We start from the raw sequence: 19,734 nt of genomic DNA on the forward strand, positions 1-19,734 counted from the left end.
CAGTTACTTCCAAAAGCAGAAGTCCGATGCTAATTGCTGGTGCAGTTAGTTTGGCTGCTTTTATGGAAGTATTGGATACAACGATTGCCAATGTTGCCTTGTCGCATATATCGGGATCTCTGGGAGCAACATCTGAGGAAAGCACTTGGGTTTTAACTTCTTATCTTGTGGCGAATGGGATTATTTTACCATTATCGGGATGGCTGTCGAGTGTTTTTGGTCGGAAGAATTTCTTTTTGTTATGTATATTAGGATTTACCATCACTTCGTTTTTGTGTGGTATTGCGACGTCTCTGCCAATGCTCATTGTGTTTCGTATGTTGCAAGGTTTGGCTGGGGGCGGGTTGCAGCCGAGTCAACAGGCAATTATCAAAGACAGTTTTCCACCGGAAAAACTGGGAATGGCTTTTGCTATCACTGGTATTACAACTGTACTGGCACCGATTTTAGGACCTGTTACAGGCGGCTATATCACCGATAATTTTAGTTGGCGTTGGATATTTTTTATCAATATTCCAGTTGGTATGCTAGCCTTGTTTTTGGTAAAGGCACTGGTTCAAGATCCGCCAAGTGCTAAAAAGCAGAAAGTGGAATCTGTGGATTATATCGGATTAGGTCTCATTGCACTCGGGCTTGGTACACTGCAGGTTGTATTAGATAAAGGGCAGCAAGAGGATTGGTTTTCGAGTAATTTTATTCTAATTTTTGCGGCCATTTCTATTGTGAGTTTAATCGCATCGGTGATTTGGATTTTACGGCAAAAACATCCGATTATTGAATTGAAGTTATTTAAAATTCCAAGCTTTACGATGCCATGTATCATGATATTTTTTGTTGGATTTGCTCTTTATTCGAGTGCTATGCTTTTGCCAATGGAGGTTCAGGCTAATTTTGGCTATGATGCAACTTTATCAGGGCTTGTACTTTCGCCTAGTGGGCTGGCTACTTTATTGATGATGCCGGTTGTCGGCCGCTTGGTCAATCGCATTCAGGGAAAATACCTCATTTCCTTTGGCATGCTGTTGACGGCTGGCGGTATGTGGGCTACGGGAATGGTAACCCCGCAAACGGATTATAATACGTTTATGTGGGTACGTATTTTGCAGATTGTTGGGCTACCCTTTTTATTTGTACCAGCCAGTACGATGGCTTTTTCAAAAATTACGGAGGAGCACAGCAGCAATGCCTCAGCGATTATTGCTCTTATGAGAAATCTTGGCGGAAGTGTCGGGATTGCTATAGTAACCAATAAACTGATTCAAAGTCAGCAAATTGAACAATCTTATCTGGTGGATCATTTGAACTCGGCAAGTACGGTTTTTCAATCTACACTGGCAGCTTATACGCATCAGTTTATGCAAATGGGAGTGCCTTCCCTGATGACTTTTGATGCTGCACAACATGCTGCCTTGGCAAAGATCTATCAGCAGGTTGCCTTACAGGCAAGTTTGCTTGCCTATCGCGATGCCTATAACTTTATGGCTGTTATCTTATTGCTTTTAGCAGTAGTAGCTTTGTTTATGCCACGGGATAGTTATCACAAGGTAGAATATAAAAGACCAGAGACTTGTGAATCTGAGAAAATGTAGTTTTGCTATGCATCGTGAAAAGCCCATCTGTGAAAATTATTCATAGATGGGCTTTTTTGTAATTCTTAACTTTTAGGCTTGCGAGCTAGCGAAATCAAGACCGTATTTATGGAGCTTTTGGAGGACTCCCGTATGTGATATTCCTAGAGCACGTGCCAGTTTGCGGGATGTATGATAATGGCAGAGTGCCTGGCAGAGAATTTTTTTCTCGGTTTCGTCGAGTATTTCTCGCAATGTTTTTTTGCTTTCGGCACATTCGGTGACTATGGGGGAAAATGGCTTTTTAGAATCCATTACAATATCTTCTGTTTGTATACAACGACCTTCGACTAGATTGACAGCTCTTTCAATACGGTTTTCCAGTTCACGAATATTGCCGGGCCAGTCATATTGCATTAAAGCAGTCATGGCTTCGCTGGAGATGGTCAAGGTATCACGATTTAAGCGTTTGGCGTATTGTTGTAAAAAAGCAGGAACTAATATTGAAATATCTTCACGACGTTCTCTTAACGGTGGTAAAAAGAGTGGGACAACATTTAAACGATAATATAAGTCGGCACGAAACCTGCCATCATGCAGCATTTTCTCCAAATCCTGATTTGTTGCAGCGATGATACGGACATCTAAGGAAATTTCTTTTTTACTGCCGATTCGACGGATTTTGTGTTCTTGTAGGACCCGGAGCAATTTTGCCTGTACATGGGGTGAAATTTCACCGATTTCATCTAAAAATAAGGTTCCACCATTACTCAATTCAAAAAGTCCGGCCTTGCCACCACGACTGGCTCCAGTAAAAGCACCATCTTCATAGCCGAACAATTCACTTTCTAGTAAATTTTCGGGGAGGGCGGCACAATTTAGGGCCAAAAAACTTTTTGCAGCTCGTGGTGATCCAGCATGTAATGCTTTGGCAAATAGTTCTTTGCCTGTACCGGTTTCACCGCGGATCAAAACCGTGGATTCAGTAACTGCACAACGTTTTGCCATAGTGATTGCCTGTTGCATGGTTGTACTGGCGTGTAAGATTTCATCGAAGATAACAGTAGACTTGGTTGTTTTATTTTTAGCCGAGGCATCATTCAAGGGAAGGACATCAGTGATGGATGCGATTTGCCGAATGGCCTCAAGGACGAGTAATTCACTTTCAGGGGAAATAGCTTTTGTTTCAAGGTGAATTACATTTTTTTCTACCTGCATATACAGGATGTTTAATTGATACTCAAATAATACTCGGGAAATATCAAAAACTAAACCGCAGCGATCGATATTTAAGATTTTAATACGCATAAAACAGCCTCCTTGAAATATATATGAGTATATTTTGTAACAGAAAAAGACCATTGAAAACAATATTCTTGTTTCCAACAGCCTCGATGCTTAACAACTATTCATTTAAATTCATTTTAGAGCAAATTCAACTTTTTTGCAATGTGAGTTTTGCTGTTTTTTCATACTTTCTTGTGTAAATATTACAGTATAGAGCGTTGATTTTTCTTAATCGTTCCATTTGAAATGGAAAAGCGATTGCTTAGTGTGGAACTTCCCGCTATAATAAATAGATATCTTACGATTTTATGATAGTAAGTTATAGTTGGCTGGAAATGATTCATACCAACTAATAAATAGACTTTGGAGGCTTACGTGATGGTGAATAAGCGAAAATTAACGACACGTGATTTAATTATGATCGGAATGTTGGCAGCAGTATGCGTACTGGCTACATCGATTAAGATTCCGCTTCCTACAGGCGGGATGGTACATTTAGGAACAGCAGCAATTTTTATTACGGGAATTTTGTTTGGCGGTGTTTATGCCGGACTGGCAGCAGCCATCGGGTCTGCCTTTTTTGATTTGTTAATGGGATTTTCTCCCTATACAATTTGGTCTTTTTTTATTAAAGGTGCTGCAGGTTTTACTGTGGGGATGATGGCCAGAGGTTTGTGGCCAGAAATGATTTCCGGTGATCGCTGGATTTTTAAGGCTGTACTTGGTATGGTTTTGGCATCCTTTTGTACATTAGGAGGTTATATTCTTGCTTGGTGGGCAGTGCTTGGCAGTGTTACAGTGGCTCTTGGCAACAGCCCTAGTTCAGTTATTACTTCAGGTATTGGGTTAATTGTTGCTATGCTTATCGCACCGAAATTACGACATGTTTTAGATAAGCGTTGAGGATAAAAATCTATAAAAAAAACCTATCAAGGTCACGTTTTATATAAGTTGCATTAAATATTCTATATGGCAGCCTGATAAGCTGAATTTTTTTAATGCATTATATAGAGATGGCCAGGGTAGGTTTTTTCTTTTTATGGAGTTTGGTTATTTTGTACGAAAACCTTGTCCCCCGCTAGCTAGTTGATAATAATTTTGAAATTTCACGACACTATCCGTTACATTACGATAGGAATGAGGTTGATCACTTTGGAAACGGATGGCATCCCCTGGATTTAGCTCATATATTTGATCACTCAGTGTTATTTCCAAAATTCCGGCAATGACAAATATATATTCTTCAGAATTCACATCGTGGGGATCGGAACTATGCTGGCAGTGTGGTGCTAGTGTGACGAAAAATATTTCAATATGTTTGTCCTGGTTAAAAGAAAATTGGGGGAATATCGTCATGCCATCCGCATCAATAACAGATTCGATTTCGCAAAGGCGAATGACTTCGACTGCTGACTTATTGATGGCGATGAGTCGGTTAAAAGGGATTTGCAGACCGGAGGCTATTTTCCATAAGGTATTGACGGTAGGGTTGGATTCGGATCGTTCAATTTGTCCAAGCAGTGCTTTGCTAACGCCAGAAACTTCTGATAATTTATCTAGACTTAATTTCCGTTGGTGGCGAATTTCAGCAAGATTATTAGCAATGATTGCAGTTAAATCATTCATCAAATCACTCCTTTGTATAAAATATTTTTAAATATATTGTACAAAACATTTGTGTATTATATAGCAATTGTATAGCACTTATGTATAATATATCATATACAGTAAGTAATGCAATATTAAATAATAGTACATTACTTACTTGTATAGTCAGACTCGCTAATAGACTGCTCATTGCGGCAGGATAATGGTTCTGGGGGCGTTGGTCTGATTTATATTTTTTAGTTTCTAGTAAAATAAAAGAATTAACAGAAAATTAACGGCAATTTAACATAACTCCACCAAAAATATACTAAAATATAGTGCAGGAGTTTCTGTGCACATAAGCGAAGGTTTATTACATTTAAGGGACATGCAGTTTAGTTGTAGAAAATATGAATAGATGGAGTGGTTCGTTATGGTTCATGCAATTATTGATATTGGTTCAAATTCTATCCGTTTAGCTATATATAAAGTGGATGAAGATCAATTAACAATCTTATTGAATAAAAAATATACAGCTGGTCTGGCCGCTTATGTTAAAAATGAAGAAATGACACAAGTTGGTATCGATAAAACTTGTGAGGTCTTAGATGAATTTAAAGTTTTACTAGATGCATTCCATATTACGAATGTATCAGCTTTTGCAACGGCTGCTTTGCGCAATATTTCGAATAGTGCTGCAGCTATTGAACAAATTACGAAAAAAACAGGTGTAGTCGTTACAGTTCTTTCGGGGACGGAAGAGGCTACACTTGATTTTATTGGAGCCACACATGCAACACAGACCAAAACCGGTTTATTGCTCGATATCGGTGGTGCGAGCACAGAGCTGGTTTTATATGAAGATGGCTTGATCGTCAATGCCGTGAGTCTGCCAATTGGTTCATTAAATGCATACGGGCAATATGTTCATTATTTATTACCAAATAAAAGTGAAAGAAAAGCGATAAAAGAAGCCGTTTTGGCGGAATTGTCAAAAATTACGGATCTGGATTCAGCCAAACAAGCTTTTGTTTGTGGTGTAGGCGGATCGATTCGTGCAGCGGGGAAGATTAACAATTATCTATTTAATTTACCTTTGGATACGGATGAAATTAAAGCACCAAATGTAAAAAAAATGATTAAACTTTTAGAAAATGATGAAGAAGACGATCTGATTTCGAGTGAAACCTTAAATATTTTATTAAAAACAGTACCAGATCGGATTGAAACGATTTTGCCGGGCATGATTATATTACATACGTTGATAAAATATTTTAAAAGCGAAACGATTGTGGTTAGTAAATCAGGTGTGCGCGAAGGATATTTATATAAAAATATAATTTTCCCAAAGAAAACTTCCGATAAATCAATTCCAACCAACAAAACAAAAGGGCAAGCAAAAGGGGAACCCGCAAGTCAACCAACTGATGCTCAAAAAGTTCGTAAAATGCCGAAAGCCGCCAAAACGCCTCGAGCACCCAAAATAGCAAAAGAAATGGCAGATAAAACGAAACCGGAAAAAATAGAACAGGAAAAAATCGTTGCAGAGGTACAAGATGGTCAATCAAAAGAATCCTGATATTAGTTATACACAAAACCGTGAGTTATCATGGCTGAATTTTAATGAACGTGTTTTAGATGAGGCTGCCGATGAACAGGTACCCTTATATGAACGGCTGAAGTTTGTGGCAATTTTTACGAATAATCTTGATGAGTTTTTTATGATTCGGGTGGGCAGCTTATTTGATTTAACTTTACTTAAAAGGGAAAATCGTGATAATAAGAGTTTGTTGACACCCCGGGAACAACTAGATAAAATCTTTGTGGCAACAGAAAAGCTGTATGCGAAACGGGATCTTGTTTTTGCCACGATTGAAGAAGAATTGCGCACAGCCAACATTGAAAGACTGAAAATGAATCAATTGACAGCGGCTGAACAATCTGAGATGGAGAAATACTTTGAAAATTATATTGCACCTTTATTGTCACCGCAAATTATTGATTTTCAGCATCCCTTTCCACATTTAACTAATCAGCTGCTTCATATTGCTGTACTTTTAAAGCATAATCGTAAGGCGACGTTAGGGATTATTCCCGTGCCAGTTTCACTGCCAAGATTGATTTTTTTGCCAGGTGAAAAAATTCGCTATATATTAGTGGCAGAAATTATGCTGGCTTTTGTAGCGAAGATATTTGATATGTATTCTGTCATCGATAAGTCGATTATTTGTGTGACACGCAATGCTGATATCAGTCCTGATGATGAAGCAAGTGAAGTAGGCGAGGATTATCTGCACCATGTTAAAAAAACGCTAAAAAAACGTCTGCGGCTTGAACCTGTTCGTTTAGAAATGGAAACGATGGGAGATTCCCTGATGATTACGTATCTTTGTAATAGGCTTCATATTGATCCAATACAAATTTATAAGACAAAGACGCCGATTAGTTTGTCATATGTGTTTTCGTTAGGGGATAAATTCACCTATCAGCAGCAACAGGATTTGCAGTATAAAAAATTTAAGCCAAGTCCTATTTGCGAGGTCGATGTTAATATGCGCATGTTAGATTATGTCTTGCATAAAGATGTTTTGCTTGAATATCCGTATCAAAATTTTGACCTGTTTTTGCGATTGATTAAAGAAGCAGCATACGATGAAAAAGTAGTTTCCATAAAAATTACGATTTATCGCATGGGAAATCATAAGGCAAAATTGATGAATTATTTGATTATTGCGGCTGAAATGGGGAAAGAGGTTACAGTCGTAATGGAAGTTCGGGCTAGATTTGATGAGCAGAACAACATGAACTGGGCCGAAAATTTGAGCGAAGCAGGCTGTAATATTCTTTATGGGTTCACGGGCTATAAAATTCATTCTAAAATTTGTCTGATTACACGTTATGAAGCAGAAAAAGTACAATATATTACGCAGATTGGTACGGGAAATTATAATGCCCAGACCGCTGCGATCTATACGGATCTCGCCCTGATCACGGCCAACCAGGAAATTGGCAAAGATGCGGTAACTTTTTTTAAAAACATGTGTATTGCCAATTTGAATGGTAATTATGATACATTGCTTGTTGCACCGGTAAATTTGAAGCAGCAAATTATCGGATTGATCAACCAGGAAATGCAAAAAGCACAATCGGGTAAAAAAAGTTCTATTTTGCTTAAGATGAATTCCCTGACAGATCGTGATCTCATTGAGCAATTAGTTTTGGCGGCGCAAGCTGGCGTGAAAGTTAAATTGATTGTAAGAGGAATTTGCTGTTTGTTGCCGAACGTTTTAAATAAGACGGAAAACGTTACAGTAATTAGTATTGTAGGACGTTTTTTAGAACATTCAAGGATTTTTTGTTTTGGCGTTGGGGTAAATATGCGAATGTACATATCCTCAGCGGATTTAATGACACGTAATACAGAACATCGAGTTGAAATTGCCTGCCCGATTTTTGACAAACAAGTGAAACGAAAAATTTATGCAACCCTTAAAATTATGTTAATGGACACTGTAAAAGGTCGACAGCTGCAAAATGATGGAACTTATAGAAAACGAATGGGACATGCAAAACGAATCGACAGCCAGCAATATTTTATTGATTCATTCAGTGCATTGCTTGTCACTGCAAATAAAATGTAAAATTAAGAATCATTATTTTTAGCTGCATCACGAGGAAAAGCCTGTCCTGTTATCATTGATGTATACAGGATAGGCTTTTCTACTATTTCTTATGCTTGGTAAATTTTGAGAATGGATGGGGTGCTGAAATGGAAGCTGATTTTAATCCACTAAGCTTTTACGAACAAGAACAGCTGTCATTGATCGAACAATGGAAAAAAGAGTCTCCTGGCATGGCAAATCATGTTACGAGCACCGTTTTAAAACCGGTAACTTGGATTGCTGAAAAAATGATTCCGCAAGCTGCCATAAAAGGGGCTTTAGATTTTGCAAACCTTATTGGTAAATTATTAGCGGATGAAAGTGATCTGAAAAGAGATGCAGGTGTCCGCAGTATTTCAGAGCTTAAACAAAAAGATCTTGCCTTGTCTGACCGACTGGCGAATGAGGTTCATAATTGGGGAATTGGTATGGCCGGCGGGGAAGGCGGCCTGACAGGAGCTGCCGGTGCGATTGGAATAGCTGCCGATGTACCAGCTATTATCACGCTGGCGCTTAGAACAATCCATAAAATAGGTTTGTGTTATGGGTATGAAGCGAAAACAAAAGGTGATCAGGAGTTTATTTTCGGAATCATGTCAGCTTCGGGATCAAATTCGATTCAAGAAAAGCAGGCTGCTCTCGCAGTGCTGCGGAACATCCAAATTCATGTTATGAATAACACATTCGATCAATTGGTTAAGCAGCAGTTTGGCGGGCAAACGACTCTTCTTACTACGAAAGTTTTAGCAAATCAATTAGGAATCAATTTGACAAAGCGGAAAGCCTTGCAGGTTATTCCGGCATTAGGGGCTTTAGTGGGTGCTTCTGTCAATGGCTGGTATATCAAAGAAGTTGGCTGGGCTGCCAGACGATCTTATCAAGAAAAATGGCTGATTGATAATCATAAGATTCATGAGGTTCAAGATGGAGTGCATTAAAACGTACAATTACAGGGAGAAGGCATGCCGCTTTATGGGCATGCCTTTTTTGATGCAGACGTTGTTTTGTAAGAAATGGATACTCCAGTGTAAGGTGAATATTCGATCATTTGAACCTACAAAAAGATTGTCGGTAAAAATTCCAGCAATAGCAGGGGTGAAAAAGATCTTTTTGTAATTGGCATAGGACTTGCATATATTTAAGAGCGTAGACCAAGTTTTATAAAGTGGGGGTGAGAAAGATGCAAGAAAAAGTTACGATTTTATGTTGCTGTGGTGCGGGGATTTGTACTTCGAATTATTTAAAAGAAGAAATTGAAGATCGAATTAAAGCAGAGGGACTCAAACAGGTGAACGTGAATCTTTGCCGTGTAAGTGATTTGGAAGAAGCTATTAATGATGCGGATCTGCTTGTGACAACGGTAGAAATCAAATCAAGCTATGACATTCCGATGATCAGAGCATTGGGGATTATGCTCGATGATAAAGCAGCAAAAAAAGCTCTGGATGAAATTGTTGATACGGTAAACAAGATAAAACAGGCATAAGGAGTCCGGGGGTGTTAATTTAATAAAAATAGTGGCTATGATTTTAAATAGTACCCCCAGAATATAAGAGATTTTACTATATTTTGAGGAGGCGAATTCACAAATGGATTTTATTACTTCAATTACAGATGTTTTATCGGCTTTTTTTAAATTTGATTCTACGGTTACAATCATAGGAATTATTCTAATCGTGTCGCTATTGGTCCAAGTTACAGTTAAAAAAGCGATTCTTGGTGCATTGAAAGTATCCATTGGTTTAACCGGTTTGTTTATGGTTGTTAATTTAATTCAGGAGGCAATGGTAAAACCAATCACAAATATCGTTCTTGTTTATGGCTTGGACAAAAACATTATTGATATAGGCTGGGGCTCTGTTGGTTATGCTTTTGGTAATACTTATGGATACTTTGGCGTATTTGTCTTTTTGATTGTCAATGTATTGCTGGTATCGATCCGGTTTACGCAGACCATCTACGTCGATGTTTTTAATACATGGCGGGCGATGCTGCTGGCTGGATTCGTCGGTGTTGTTTCAGGGAGCTTTTGGCTGGCTACGTTAGCGGTGGTTGTGTTTTTGATTATCGATGTAAAAGCAGCGGATATTGCGGCGCCTTATATCGAGAAGATCAATAATTTTCCTCCAGGCGGATCTTGGCCGCATGGTACACATTTTTCTTTTCAGGCTTGTATTGCAATTCCTTTAGAATGGGTTTTACGCCGTACACCGATTATTAAAGATATTCATTTCGATGCGGAAACCATTCAGGAAAAATTTGGCGTATTTGGGGAAAGTACCGTCATGGGAGCTACGCTGGGTACACTAGTCGGATTATTCAGCCAAATCGGTCTAATGCCTTCGTTACTTTTAGGCGTAAAAATGGCCGCAGCCTTTCTCTTACTTCCTCGTATGGCTGCTATTTTGGTAGAAGGCTGGTTTCCAATCATTAAAGCATCCCGAAGTATTTTGGTGAGCAAGTTAAAACGTGATGATGTCCGAATTGCCTTAGATTGTTCAACCGTTATCGGGCATGCCGCCGTCATTCCTACAACTCTTATTATGTATCCGATTGCGTTATTAATTTCTTTACTGCTTCCAGGAAATCAAATGATTGCTTCTGTCAGTTTGATTATTGTTTTATGGGAAAGTGCTGCTGTGAACGCGATTACGGGCGGAAATATCCTGCATAATATTATTATTTTGTGCTTTATTGTCTGCCTGTTTTGCTGGGGCGCGACCTTAATGGCATCACCAATGACGGCATTGGCAGGGTCAATGGGATATGAAGCCAGCAAAGGGATGATTTCAAACTGGGATGCCGCAGGTACACCAGCATTGGTTTTGGTATATAAACTCTTTTCAGTAGTTTTTGGTTTTTAAATTTTAGCAGCATATTGCGTGTAGAAGGAGGATCACGATGGATCAACAAACAACGGAAGTCTATTATCATGCTGTTATTTTGGAAAATATGAAGAATCGGGAAGATATAATTCGTTCCTTATCGGCATATTTGTTAGAAAAAGGGTATGTAACGGAGCAGTATCAATCAGCTACGCTTGAACGCGAGGAGCTCTATCCGACTGGTCTGGCTACCAAACCGATTGGTGTTGCTGTCCCACATTCGCAGGCTGAAAATGTGAAGCGGCCGGCAATTATCATGGGTATATCCAAAAATCAGGTTGCCTTTCATGAAATGGGCAATGCGGATTCGGAAATTGATGTAGGTGTCGTATTTTTGCTTGCTCTCAAAAAAGAAAATGCCCATTTAAACTACTTGCGAAATATAGTGAATTTTTGCAAAATTGAAGAGAATATCATACGGCTTTATCAGTCAAAATCAGAACAAGAAGCCTACAATGTTTTAGCAACAGAAATTTTATGTGAATAAAAATTTTTCGTCAGGTATTTTATCATTGAAAGGGGTAAAAAAATGGAAAAAGATAAAAAAATTAAAGTGCTTGTAGTTGGTGATGAATGGGTTCATACAGAAGACTTGGTAACGGTGACGAAAAGAATGCTGCAAGGCTATGACTACGAAATTGATTCTTTTGATGTAATAATGGATAAACCAATGAGCCGTGACCGCAGTGAAAATATTGGTGACGACAGTATTACCGAATATTGTGGGAAACCGCAGGATTTGATTGATCGCATCGCCGATGTCAACCTGCTTGTAGTGCATACCGCACCGGTTACAAAACAGGTTATTGAAGCCGGTAAAAATTTAATCGCGATTGGCTGCTGTCGCTCGGATGCAGTAAGCGTTAACATCAAAGCGGCTACGGATAAAGGCATTTATTTTTTCAATGCACCAGGACGCTCAGTGGAGCCTGTATCCGATTTAACGATGGCGTTTACCCTTATGCTCGGACGTAATATCTTAAGAGCTGATCGTTATGTGAAGTCTGGCAAATGGGATGAAGACATCAATCGCAAAACACCAATATGGGATGAGTTTACAACATTCCGTGGGTTGACCTTCAAAAATAAAAAATTCGGCTTGGTTGGCTTTGGCAAAATCGGTAAACGTGTCGCCGAAAAAGCGGCAGCGCTTGGTATGAAAGTGGTCGTGTACGATCCGTTTGTTGAAGCGGCACTAATACAAAAATACAGCAAGGCAGAAAAACTAGAGGAAATTTTTACGCAATGTGATTTTGTATCGATTCATGTACCACCGCTTGCCGTAAATAAAGGTCTCATTAGCAAAAAATTATTTGAAATGATGAAACCAACGGCATACTTTATAAATATAGCTCGTGGAGAAATCATTGATGAAGAAGCGCTCATCGATGTTTTGCAAAAGAAAAAAATCGCGGGTGCGGCTTTGGACGTATACTACACAGAACCATTGCCAAAAACCAGCCCGCTCACACAACTGGACAATGTTATTATAACGCCGCATTTGGCAGGACAAAGAACGGATCTTTCCACGGGATCAGCAGAACTACTTGAAGAAATGATGGGACCATTTTTCCAAACTGGTAAAAAAGATCATTGTTTTAATATCGACCAATTGAACAAATAAGGAAAGCAAATTAAAACTTTGGGAGGATGAGACGGAAAATGCTTGTAAATATGAAGGAAATATTATATGATGCAAAGAAAAAAGGTTATGGTGTTCCAGCGGCAAATGCATGGAATGAATCGACAATCAAAGCCGTTATTGCTGCCGCAGAGGAAAAGCATTCTCCTGTTATTTTAGCTCTATATCCGGAGATGGCAGACATTCTTGCGTTTGGTGAGGTTGCCGTGCCATTGGCTGCACGGGCAGCTGTTCCGGTCGTTGTTCATCTGGATCATGGACAGGAATTTGTGGATGCGGTTAAAGCTGTAAGAGCAGGCTTTACATCACTTATGGTAGATCGCTCCATGGCATCGTTTGAACAAAATGTGTTTGAAGTACGGGAAATTGTAAAATTTGCTCATTCGCTGGATATTAGTGTCGAAGCCGAATTAGGTCATGTTGGAAAAGGCACGGAATATGAAGAAACAAAGAATATCGGTCTTACCAATACGGAAGAAGCTAAGAAATTTGTTCAGGCAACGGATGTAGACTGTTTGGCTGTAGCGGTCGGAACTTCGCACGGACAATATGCAGGTACACCCGAGTTGCATTTCGATTTGTTAAAACAGCTTAATGAAATTGTACCTGTGCCGCTTGTTTTGCATGGCTGCTCAGGTACAGGGGATGAAAATTTGCAAAAAGCAATTAAATTAGGAATTCGAAAATTGAATTTATATACCGATTTGGACCAAGCAGGGCTTGCCGCGGCGAAAGCAGCTTTTGCCGAGTCTGCAAAAACAAGTATGTTCTCTAGTCTGGATGATATGCTTCGTGGTTACCGTGAAAAACTCGGCTATTATATGCAGTTGTTTGGCTCAGCCGCTCGGGTTTGACCGTTATAGTGTTGTAAATAATAGAGAGGGAATATGCTAAATCTAAACGGTAAGCATATTCCCTTTTTACTGTAGGCTGATTTACAAAACTCGTCGAAAGGAGGATATACAAATGGTAAAGAACAATAAAGAAGAAATAAAAAAGTTGATTCTAAATGAAAAACCATTTGAGCCTTTATCTGATGAAAAAATTGCCAATACTCTGTCTATTTTGCGCGAAACTGTTACCGAGACCAGAAAATCTTTACGCATCATCAATTCGCGGGAACGGAAAAAGAAAAATATCCAAGACGCAATTTTGAAGATGCAGGAAAAAAATCCGGAAATTACGATTTCACAAATTATCATGAATTTTTCAATGCAAGGAATTGATTTGTCGAGAAAATACACAACAAGTATTTTAGCCGATGAAAAAACAAGTGAACTGGTCGTCGAAACAGTTAAAGAATTGACAGTAGAAGATCCCAAACAGGATTTTTCGAAACTAGTAGGTTTTGATTATAGTTTGGTTAAAAATATTCAACAGGCAAAAGCTGCGATCTTATACCCACCAGCTGGTTTGCCAACTTTGATTGTAGGCGAAAGCGGAACTGGAAAATCACTTTTTGCCGAGTGCATGTATCAATACGCTTTGAATAAAAAAGTACTTAAAGAAGATGCTCCCTTTGTATCGTTGAACTGCGCTGATTATGCAGATAATCCACAGCTCTTACTTTCTATTTTATATGGTTATAAAAAAGGTGCTTTCACGGGAGCTGATCAAAATACAGAAGGTATGGTAGATGCAGCACAGGGTGGTGTTTTATTTTTGGATGAAATTCATCGCCTTCCCGCAAAAGGACAAGAAATGTTGTTTTCTATTTTGGACAAAGGAAAATTTAGACGGTTAGGGGAAACAAATGTAGAACACGAAGCCTCCGTTTATTTTATTGGTGCCACAACGGAAAATATCGAATCATCTTTATTGTTAACCTTTCGCAGACGTATTCCCATGATTATTGAACTCCCGAATTTGCGTAACCGATCCATTCAAGAAAAAGCCCAGTTAGTTTATGACTTTTTTCAGGAAGAAGCAAATAGAACTCAATGCAAAATATTAGTAAAAAATAAAATATTGTCGGCCTTTGTTCTCAAAGAATACCAAGGTAATGTTGGGCAGCTGCGGAGTGAAATTCAAGTTACCTGTGCCAATGCTTATGTTGAAAAAATGAATAGTGATAAGACGGAAATTCATATCGATTTTAATGAACTCATTTATAACACTTTGTTTCAGAACAATCAGGGAACGGATAACCAACACAGCCGTTCGATTGTCTTTCAAGATATGCTCTTTGTGCCGCATATAACAGCGGCTAAGGTCAGTCATACCTATCCGATTTTTGAAGATATTTACAAAAAAGTAGAATTGAAATATTATGAACTCAAAAAAATGGGGATTGATCCGGGTGAAATCGAAAAAATCATGTGGACTTTTGTTTTAAATAAATTTGATTTGATTCGATCCGAAGGTCATGCCGAAAATCAATTATTATCGCTTGATGAATTGAAATATTTAGTGGGCGAAAATATCAGTCAGACGATCAAATCCTTTTTTGATGAAATAACACAAGTGCATGCTGCTATCGAAATCAATAAAAAAGTATTAATTTATTTGGCTATTCATCTTAGTGAAGCTGTGAAGCGTATTAAATATGGACAGGAAATAATTAATCCAAACCTTGTGTATATTAAAGAAAATTTTGCTCACGAATATGATTTAGCGAGGCATTTGGTTCGAACGATTGAACAAAAGGAAAATGTGATAATTCCAGATGGGGAAATCGGTTTTATTGCCATGTATATCAAAGAGCTGTTACAGATTACCGATAAAAAAAATAAAGTTGCCATCATTACAGTGTGTCATGGGAAAGTTGCTTCGGAAATGATTGCAGTTGTTAATCAACTGATGGGGGTAGATTTTCCAATTGCGATTGATATGCCATTTAATACAAATCCTATTGAAATTTTTGAAAAAGTCATCAATATTGCCCAAACGATTAAAAGTGATAGTGGTATCTTGTTTTTTGTTGATATGGGGTCTTTGGTAAACGTTGGCGACATTGTAACCAAACGAACGGGGATTAAGACCAGAACGATTGATCGCGTTGATATGGTTTCGGTTATGGAAGCGGTTCGGAAAATTTATATAGCGGATCAAAATGCTGAAGAAACGTTAGATGATATTTACTATGACATTGTAAGTACAAGATATTCTTATCCGATGTTATCGGTTAATGAGTCCAATAAACCATCGTTGCTGCTTTGTCTGTGCTTGACGGGTCATGGTGTTGCGGTTAAAATAAAAGAGCTGTTAATAGAATATTATCCTAAATTAAAAATTTTATTATTAGGGATTATGGATGAAGACTTTACACTTCAGATCAATAAAATAAAGCAGCAATATAATATTATTGCTGCGGTTGGAACCATCAATCCACACATTAATGGCGTGAATTTTATCCCGTTTGAGAGTGGTTTTAGTTCAGATAAAAAACAATTTCTAGATTGTCTGGTCCGGCAGTATCAAAGCAATACATTAAAGTCTTTTTTGAAGGCTGAGTTAATTTTTCTCGACCAGGAATATGCGGATAAAAAATGTTTGCTGGAAACAATCGGCAGTCTCTTGTTTAATCGTGGTTATATAAAAAATGAATTTATCACCTCATTGTTTGCTCGTGAAGAAATGGGCAGTACTATTTTTAAAAATGGTGTAGGCATTCCCCATGGATTGCCAGCTTTTGTTAAAGAAACTGCGATTGTTTTTATTCGGCTGAAAAAACCAATTGTCTGGGATTCTTTTGACCATTTCGTTACGATGATCTGTCTGCCTGCTGTTAAAAAAGATGATGTTGCTACGATCAATGATTTATTTTTTAGTCTCAAAAATAAAGATGCTGTTCAGCAGCTCAATCAGGCAAAAGATGTCGGGGAGTTTATAGGGAAATTATGTCCGAAACAATAAGATGGGACTAATTAACTATTTGATAAATGTAGTACACAATAGACAAGTTGTATTTAAGCATCTTGTCTATTTTTTTATGCTCGAAATCATTATTTTAAACGTTAGAAAATATGATATTCCAAAAGAATTGGAAAAATAAAGGCTTTTACTTTTTTGCAATATGATGTATCATATTATTAAAAGACTAAAGTCCCAACAATTTCCTTGGAAGTGGGAATATTGGGTATGGACTGAAGTCGGAGTAAAGAGAGATATTTGCAAGTTGGAGAGGAAGGATGTATTTATGAGCATTCGCGCTAAAATTAGTGAGATTGTTTCATGCAAGGCGGATGCGGTTTGGTCTGTTGCAGATATAGCTTATTCTGATTATAAAAATGATTTTTCATGTGCAATTGTGATAGCGCAAAGATATAGTTATTTTTTAACGGAAGCGGAATATGACGAAGAAAAATATAATACTATATTACTTGAAACAACCAGAAATCTGAATAAAAAAATCGGCAGTTTAAAAATTTTATTGGACTCATATCAAATAAAAAATTATGTGCCTGCAGCGGTGCAAAATGATGAAATAAACCTTCGGGTCCCTTTTTCATTTAAAGAAGCGGCTGTCCATGCTGGACTTGGCTGGATTGGGAAAAGTGATGTTTTAGTTACAAAAAAATTTGGACCAAGGGTTCGCCTGGGGGCAATTCTTTTGGATTATCCTTTTTTGACTTGTGCAAAACCCATAAAAAAAAGTTTTTGCGGGGATTGTCAGGTCTGCATAAAAGCTTGTCCAGATCAAGCACTTTATGGAATTGACTGGAAACCTGGTCTAACCCGGGAAGATCTTATCGATTATAAATTATGCAATTTAAAACGCAGTGGATTTTTTATGGAATATGGTCGAAAGAGTGCCTGTGGTCATTGTATTTTAGTTTGTCCATGGGGACTTTCTAAATCTAAATAAAGAGAGCAAAGTTTTGATAATAAATGTTGGGATAAGTAAAAAACAAATTACTTATTCCAACATATTTTTTTACCTAAAAATAGAAAATAACGAGGGAAAATATTCTAGCTAAAAATTTATGGTGTTTTTTTTTAACGCGTGATACAAAAATTTTAGCATTAAATGGGTATATATCTAGCACACTTGCATACTAAAATGTCCCTTATATTAGACATGGTTTAGTATTTCTGAAATTTTAAAAATAAATTATAATAACCTTGTAAGTTAGAAAGAGCATATAGTCGGCATATCGTATATGGAGGATATAAATATGGTACAAGAATTCTTGTCGACACGTGAGAAAAAAATTTTGACAGCCTTATTAAAGGTCAATGGTTATCTCACTAGTATTGAATTATCAGAAATATTGAATGTTTCTGATAAAACAATACATCGTGATTTGCAATCAATAAGGTATAAATTTGGCTGCCAAAGTATAGTGCAGTACAAGCGTGGTAAAGGGTATTGTATAGATCCTATTAGTGACATAAACACTGTTTTGGGTTTGTCCAAACAGCAGGCAGGTTTTTTTGGTATTGATGTTGAGATGAGGCGCAGAAATATTATGATTTTGTTATTGTTACAGGCACCAATAGAAACATCAATCAATAAATTAGCTGAGATTTATTTCATTAGCAATGCATCAATTGTAAATGATTTAAGCATTATAGAAGCTGAGTTGAAACAATATAGCTTATCTCTTGTACGATCACACAATGGAACTCATATAGATGGCAGTGAGTATAACATTCGTAACCTGTTGATGCAAATGTTTAATCAATTTCCGATGAATAGTGCACAGCCCCTGCTATATGAGAATACAGATACAGCAATGGATCATGATTTATATACGTTTTTTTCACATAAGGATATAAGTTTTGTTAAATTATTGCTGGATCGTGTAGAACAGATTTTATGCGGCAAAATAAAGGATCCATATTATATCAATATATTTACACATGTTTTAATTCTTATTAAGCGTTTGGAAAATAATGAACATACGGTAAATAAGGGAAATGACGAGAATGGAAATTATAAAGATAAAGTTATATTTAATTGCACATCGATGGTTGTTCAGGAAATAGGAAAGTATATGAATCATACCATACCTACAAATGAATTTTTTTACATTTACCAGTATTTTTATTCATCACGTATAGATCCTGAAAATGACAATAATCCATTAAAATTGGAAGAAAATAATGATGAAGAGAAAGGCTTTGTGAAGGATTTATTAAAACGCGTGTCGACGGAAGTGAAAAACGATTTTTCAAATGATTTTAGTTTACAACAGGCATTATTGCTTCATATTAGACCGCTTACAAAACGTATAGAAAGTAAAATATTTATTTCGAATCCCCTTAAAGATGATATAAAAAGAGATTTCCCCCAAGTATTCAAGGCAGTAAAACAAGCCTTGGAAAAACAAAACTTAAAGCTTGCTTTTCGAAATTTAAGCGATAACGAAATAAGTTATATCGTAGTATATTTTCAGTCTGCTTTAGAAAAAAAAGCGCAACAGAAGCGAGTTGTAATTGTTTGCTCCAGCGGTGTCGGAACATCACATTTATTGGCGGCACGTGTAAAACGCACCTTTCCCGACTGGAAAATTGTTGATATTGTTTCGGCAAGCAGAGTACAAAAATTTAGCCCCCATCAGGTTGATATTATTCTTACTACGGTAAAACTTGAAAAACAGAATATTCCGTCCATTCTTGTGAGTTCTATATTTAATACAATCGATGCAGTCAAAGTAAAGCAAGCTTTAAATCTAATTTAGGAGGAATGAATTATGAACATTGAAACAATTTTGAATAAAAATTTAATTAATCTAAACATGCAAGCAAATACGAAAGATGAAGCTATAAAGGAACTTACGGATTTACTATACAAAGCTGGGAATGTGAAAGATGAAGATGCCTTTATAAAAGATGTTTATAACCGCGAAGCGGAAGGAAAGACTGGTTTAGGCAATCATATTGCTATTCCACATGGTAAGTCGGATGCAGTCAATGTTACATCAATTGCAGTTGGAAGGACCAAGAATGATTTGATATGGGAATCTTATGATAATTTACCGGTGCATGTAGTTATTTTATTTGCAGTAAGAAATGTTGACAAAACTACAGTGCACTTAAAGTTGTTGTCACAAGTTGCAATTGCGTTATCGGATGAAGAGATATTTGATAAATTACTTACTACAAATGATAAGGGCGAAGTGATTTATTTACTATCCAATAAAATACAGTAAAAAATG

16 protein-coding genes are annotated in these 19,734 nt (G+C 37.3%); 14 read left to right on the top strand and 2 right to left on the bottom strand.

Annotation, left to right across the window (positions count from 1 at the left end):
* The first annotated feature begins 26 nt into the window (after window positions 1-26).
* The gene (locus BMY14_RS09710; protein WP_245741352.1) at window positions 27-1,589 is read left to right on the top strand and encodes a DHA2 family efflux MFS transporter permease subunit; all 1,563 of its coding nucleotides are present in this window, start codon (window positions 27-29) and stop codon (window positions 1,587-1,589) included.
* Window positions 1,590-1,661: 72 nt separating this feature from the next.
* Here the strand turns inward: BMY14_RS09710 and BMY14_RS09715 are convergent, their stop codons facing one another.
* Window positions 1,662-2,876 carry a sigma-54 interaction domain-containing protein gene (locus BMY14_RS09715; RefSeq protein ID WP_091831258.1) on the bottom strand — a complete coding sequence of 405 codons (1,215 nt, stop codon included), beginning with the start codon at window positions 2,874-2,876 and terminating at the stop codon, window positions 1,662-1,664.
* A 357-nt stretch (window positions 2,877-3,233) separates the two neighbouring features.
* Here BMY14_RS09715 and BMY14_RS09720 point away from each other — a divergent pair, with 357 nt between their 5' ends.
* Window positions 3,234-3,758 (top strand): ECF transporter S component, encoded by a 525-nt coding sequence (locus BMY14_RS09720; protein WP_091831260.1) that lies wholly within the window; start codon window positions 3,234-3,236, stop codon window positions 3,756-3,758.
* A gap of 147 nt (window positions 3,759-3,905) precedes the next feature.
* Here BMY14_RS09720 and BMY14_RS09725 read toward each other — a convergent pair whose 3' ends face one another.
* The gene (locus BMY14_RS09725) at window positions 3,906-4,481 is read right to left on the bottom strand and encodes a helix-turn-helix domain-containing protein (RefSeq protein ID WP_019552281.1); all 576 of its coding nucleotides are present in this window, start codon (window positions 4,479-4,481) and stop codon (window positions 3,906-3,908) included.
* Between the two features lie 379 nt (window positions 4,482-4,860).
* Between BMY14_RS09725 and BMY14_RS09730 the strand changes: the two genes are divergently transcribed.
* The 12 genes from BMY14_RS09730 to BMY14_RS09790 all read left to right on the top strand — a co-directional run bounded on the left by BMY14_RS09730 (window position 4,861) and on the right by BMY14_RS09790 (window position 19,728).
* Entirely contained in the window at window positions 4,861-6,021 is a 1,161-nt protein-coding gene (locus BMY14_RS09730; protein ID WP_245741353.1) for a Ppx/GppA phosphatase family protein, read from the top strand.
* Entirely contained in the window at window positions 5,999-8,083 is a 2,085-nt protein-coding gene (ppk1, locus tag BMY14_RS09735; RefSeq protein WP_091831263.1) for a polyphosphate kinase 1, read from the top strand. Before BMY14_RS09730 ends, ppk1 begins: the two co-directional genes overlap by 23 nt.
* A gap of 95 nt (window positions 8,084-8,178) precedes the next feature.
* Window positions 8,179-9,042: an EcsC family protein gene (locus tag BMY14_RS09740; protein WP_245741354.1), complete on the top strand. Its 864-nt coding sequence runs from the start codon at window positions 8,179-8,181 to the stop codon at window positions 9,040-9,042.
* Between the two features lie 242 nt (window positions 9,043-9,284).
* Complete coding sequence (locus tag BMY14_RS09750; RefSeq protein ID WP_091831269.1) at window positions 9,285-9,590, top strand: PTS sugar transporter subunit IIB; 306 nt, start codon at window positions 9,285-9,287, stop codon at window positions 9,588-9,590.
* A gap of 103 nt (window positions 9,591-9,693) precedes the next feature.
* Window positions 9,694-10,968: a PTS transporter subunit IIC gene (locus BMY14_RS09755; protein WP_091831271.1), complete on the top strand. Its 1,275-nt coding sequence runs from the start codon at window positions 9,694-9,696 to the stop codon at window positions 10,966-10,968.
* Window positions 10,969-11,005: 37 nt separating this feature from the next.
* Window positions 11,006-11,476 carry a PTS sugar transporter subunit IIA gene (locus tag BMY14_RS09760; protein ID WP_091831273.1) on the top strand — a complete coding sequence of 157 codons (471 nt, stop codon included), beginning with the start codon at window positions 11,006-11,008 and terminating at the stop codon, window positions 11,474-11,476.
* 42 nt (window positions 11,477-11,518) lie between these two features.
* On the top strand, window positions 11,519-12,613 hold the full coding sequence (locus tag BMY14_RS09765) for an NAD(P)-dependent oxidoreductase (protein WP_091831275.1): 1,095 nt from the start codon (window positions 11,519-11,521) through the stop codon (window positions 12,611-12,613).
* A 50-nt stretch (window positions 12,614-12,663) separates the two neighbouring features.
* On the top strand, window positions 12,664-13,485 hold the full coding sequence (locus BMY14_RS09770; RefSeq protein ID WP_245741355.1) for a class II fructose-bisphosphate aldolase: 822 nt from the start codon (window positions 12,664-12,666) through the stop codon (window positions 13,483-13,485).
* Window positions 13,486-13,597: 112 nt separating this feature from the next.
* Window positions 13,598-16,486 (top strand): sigma 54-interacting transcriptional regulator, encoded by a 2,889-nt coding sequence (locus BMY14_RS09775; protein WP_091831279.1) that lies wholly within the window; start codon window positions 13,598-13,600, stop codon window positions 16,484-16,486.
* A gap of 283 nt (window positions 16,487-16,769) precedes the next feature.
* A complete protein-coding gene (locus BMY14_RS09780; protein WP_091831281.1) occupies window positions 16,770-17,438 on the top strand; it encodes a 4Fe-4S double cluster binding domain-containing protein in 669 nt (222 codons plus the stop codon).
* Window positions 17,439-17,748: 310 nt separating this feature from the next.
* Window positions 17,749-19,257: a BglG family transcription antiterminator gene (locus BMY14_RS09785; protein WP_177177540.1), complete on the top strand. Its 1,509-nt coding sequence runs from the start codon at window positions 17,749-17,751 to the stop codon at window positions 19,255-19,257.
* A 12-nt stretch (window positions 19,258-19,269) separates the two neighbouring features.
* Window positions 19,270-19,728: a PTS sugar transporter subunit IIA gene (locus BMY14_RS09790; protein WP_091831285.1), complete on the top strand. Its 459-nt coding sequence runs from the start codon at window positions 19,270-19,272 to the stop codon at window positions 19,726-19,728.
* Window positions 19,729-19,734: the final 6 nt, after the last annotated feature.

The sequence above is a fragment of the Propionispira arboris genome (genome assembly GCF_900109225.1).
GTDB lineage: Bacteria > Bacillota > Negativicutes > Selenomonadales > Selenomonadaceae > Propionispira > Propionispira arboris.

What these genes read in the sequence shown, in the direction of transcription:
- BMY14_RS09710 (WP_245741352.1), top strand. Translation starts at nt 27, where the DNA reads ATGCTAATTGCTGGTGCAGTTAGTTTGGCTGCTTTTATGGAAGTATTG.
- BMY14_RS09715 (WP_091831258.1), bottom strand. Translation starts at nt 2,876, where the DNA reads ATGCGTATTAAAATCTTAAATATCGATCGCTGCGGTTTAGTTTTTGAT.
- BMY14_RS09720 (WP_091831260.1), top strand. Translation starts at nt 3,234, where the DNA reads ATGGTGAATAAGCGAAAATTAACGACACGTGATTTAATTATGATCGGA.
- BMY14_RS09725 (WP_019552281.1), bottom strand. Translation starts at nt 4,481, where the DNA reads ATGAATGATTTAACTGCAATCATTGCTAATAATCTTGCTGAAATTCGC.
- BMY14_RS09730 (WP_245741353.1), top strand. Translation starts at nt 4,861, where the DNA reads ATGGAGTGGTTCGTTATGGTTCATGCAATTATTGATATTGGTTCAAAT.
- ppk1 (WP_091831263.1), top strand. Translation starts at nt 5,999, where the DNA reads ATGGTCAATCAAAAGAATCCTGATATTAGTTATACACAAAACCGTGAG.
- BMY14_RS09750 (WP_091831269.1), top strand. Translation starts at nt 9,285, where the DNA reads ATGCAAGAAAAAGTTACGATTTTATGTTGCTGTGGTGCGGGGATTTGT.
- BMY14_RS09755 (WP_091831271.1), top strand. Translation starts at nt 9,694, where the DNA reads ATGGATTTTATTACTTCAATTACAGATGTTTTATCGGCTTTTTTTAAA.
- BMY14_RS09760 (WP_091831273.1), top strand. Translation starts at nt 11,006, where the DNA reads ATGGATCAACAAACAACGGAAGTCTATTATCATGCTGTTATTTTGGAA.
- BMY14_RS09765 (WP_091831275.1), top strand. Translation starts at nt 11,519, where the DNA reads ATGGAAAAAGATAAAAAAATTAAAGTGCTTGTAGTTGGTGATGAATGG.
- BMY14_RS09770 (WP_245741355.1), top strand. Translation starts at nt 12,664, where the DNA reads ATGAAGGAAATATTATATGATGCAAAGAAAAAAGGTTATGGTGTTCCA.
- BMY14_RS09775 (WP_091831279.1), top strand. Translation starts at nt 13,598, where the DNA reads ATGGTAAAGAACAATAAAGAAGAAATAAAAAAGTTGATTCTAAATGAA.
- BMY14_RS09780 (WP_091831281.1), top strand. Translation starts at nt 16,770, where the DNA reads ATGAGCATTCGCGCTAAAATTAGTGAGATTGTTTCATGCAAGGCGGAT.
- BMY14_RS09785 (WP_177177540.1), top strand. Translation starts at nt 17,749, where the DNA reads ATGGTACAAGAATTCTTGTCGACACGTGAGAAAAAAATTTTGACAGCC.
- BMY14_RS09790 (WP_091831285.1), top strand. Translation starts at nt 19,270, where the DNA reads ATGAACATTGAAACAATTTTGAATAAAAATTTAATTAATCTAAACATG.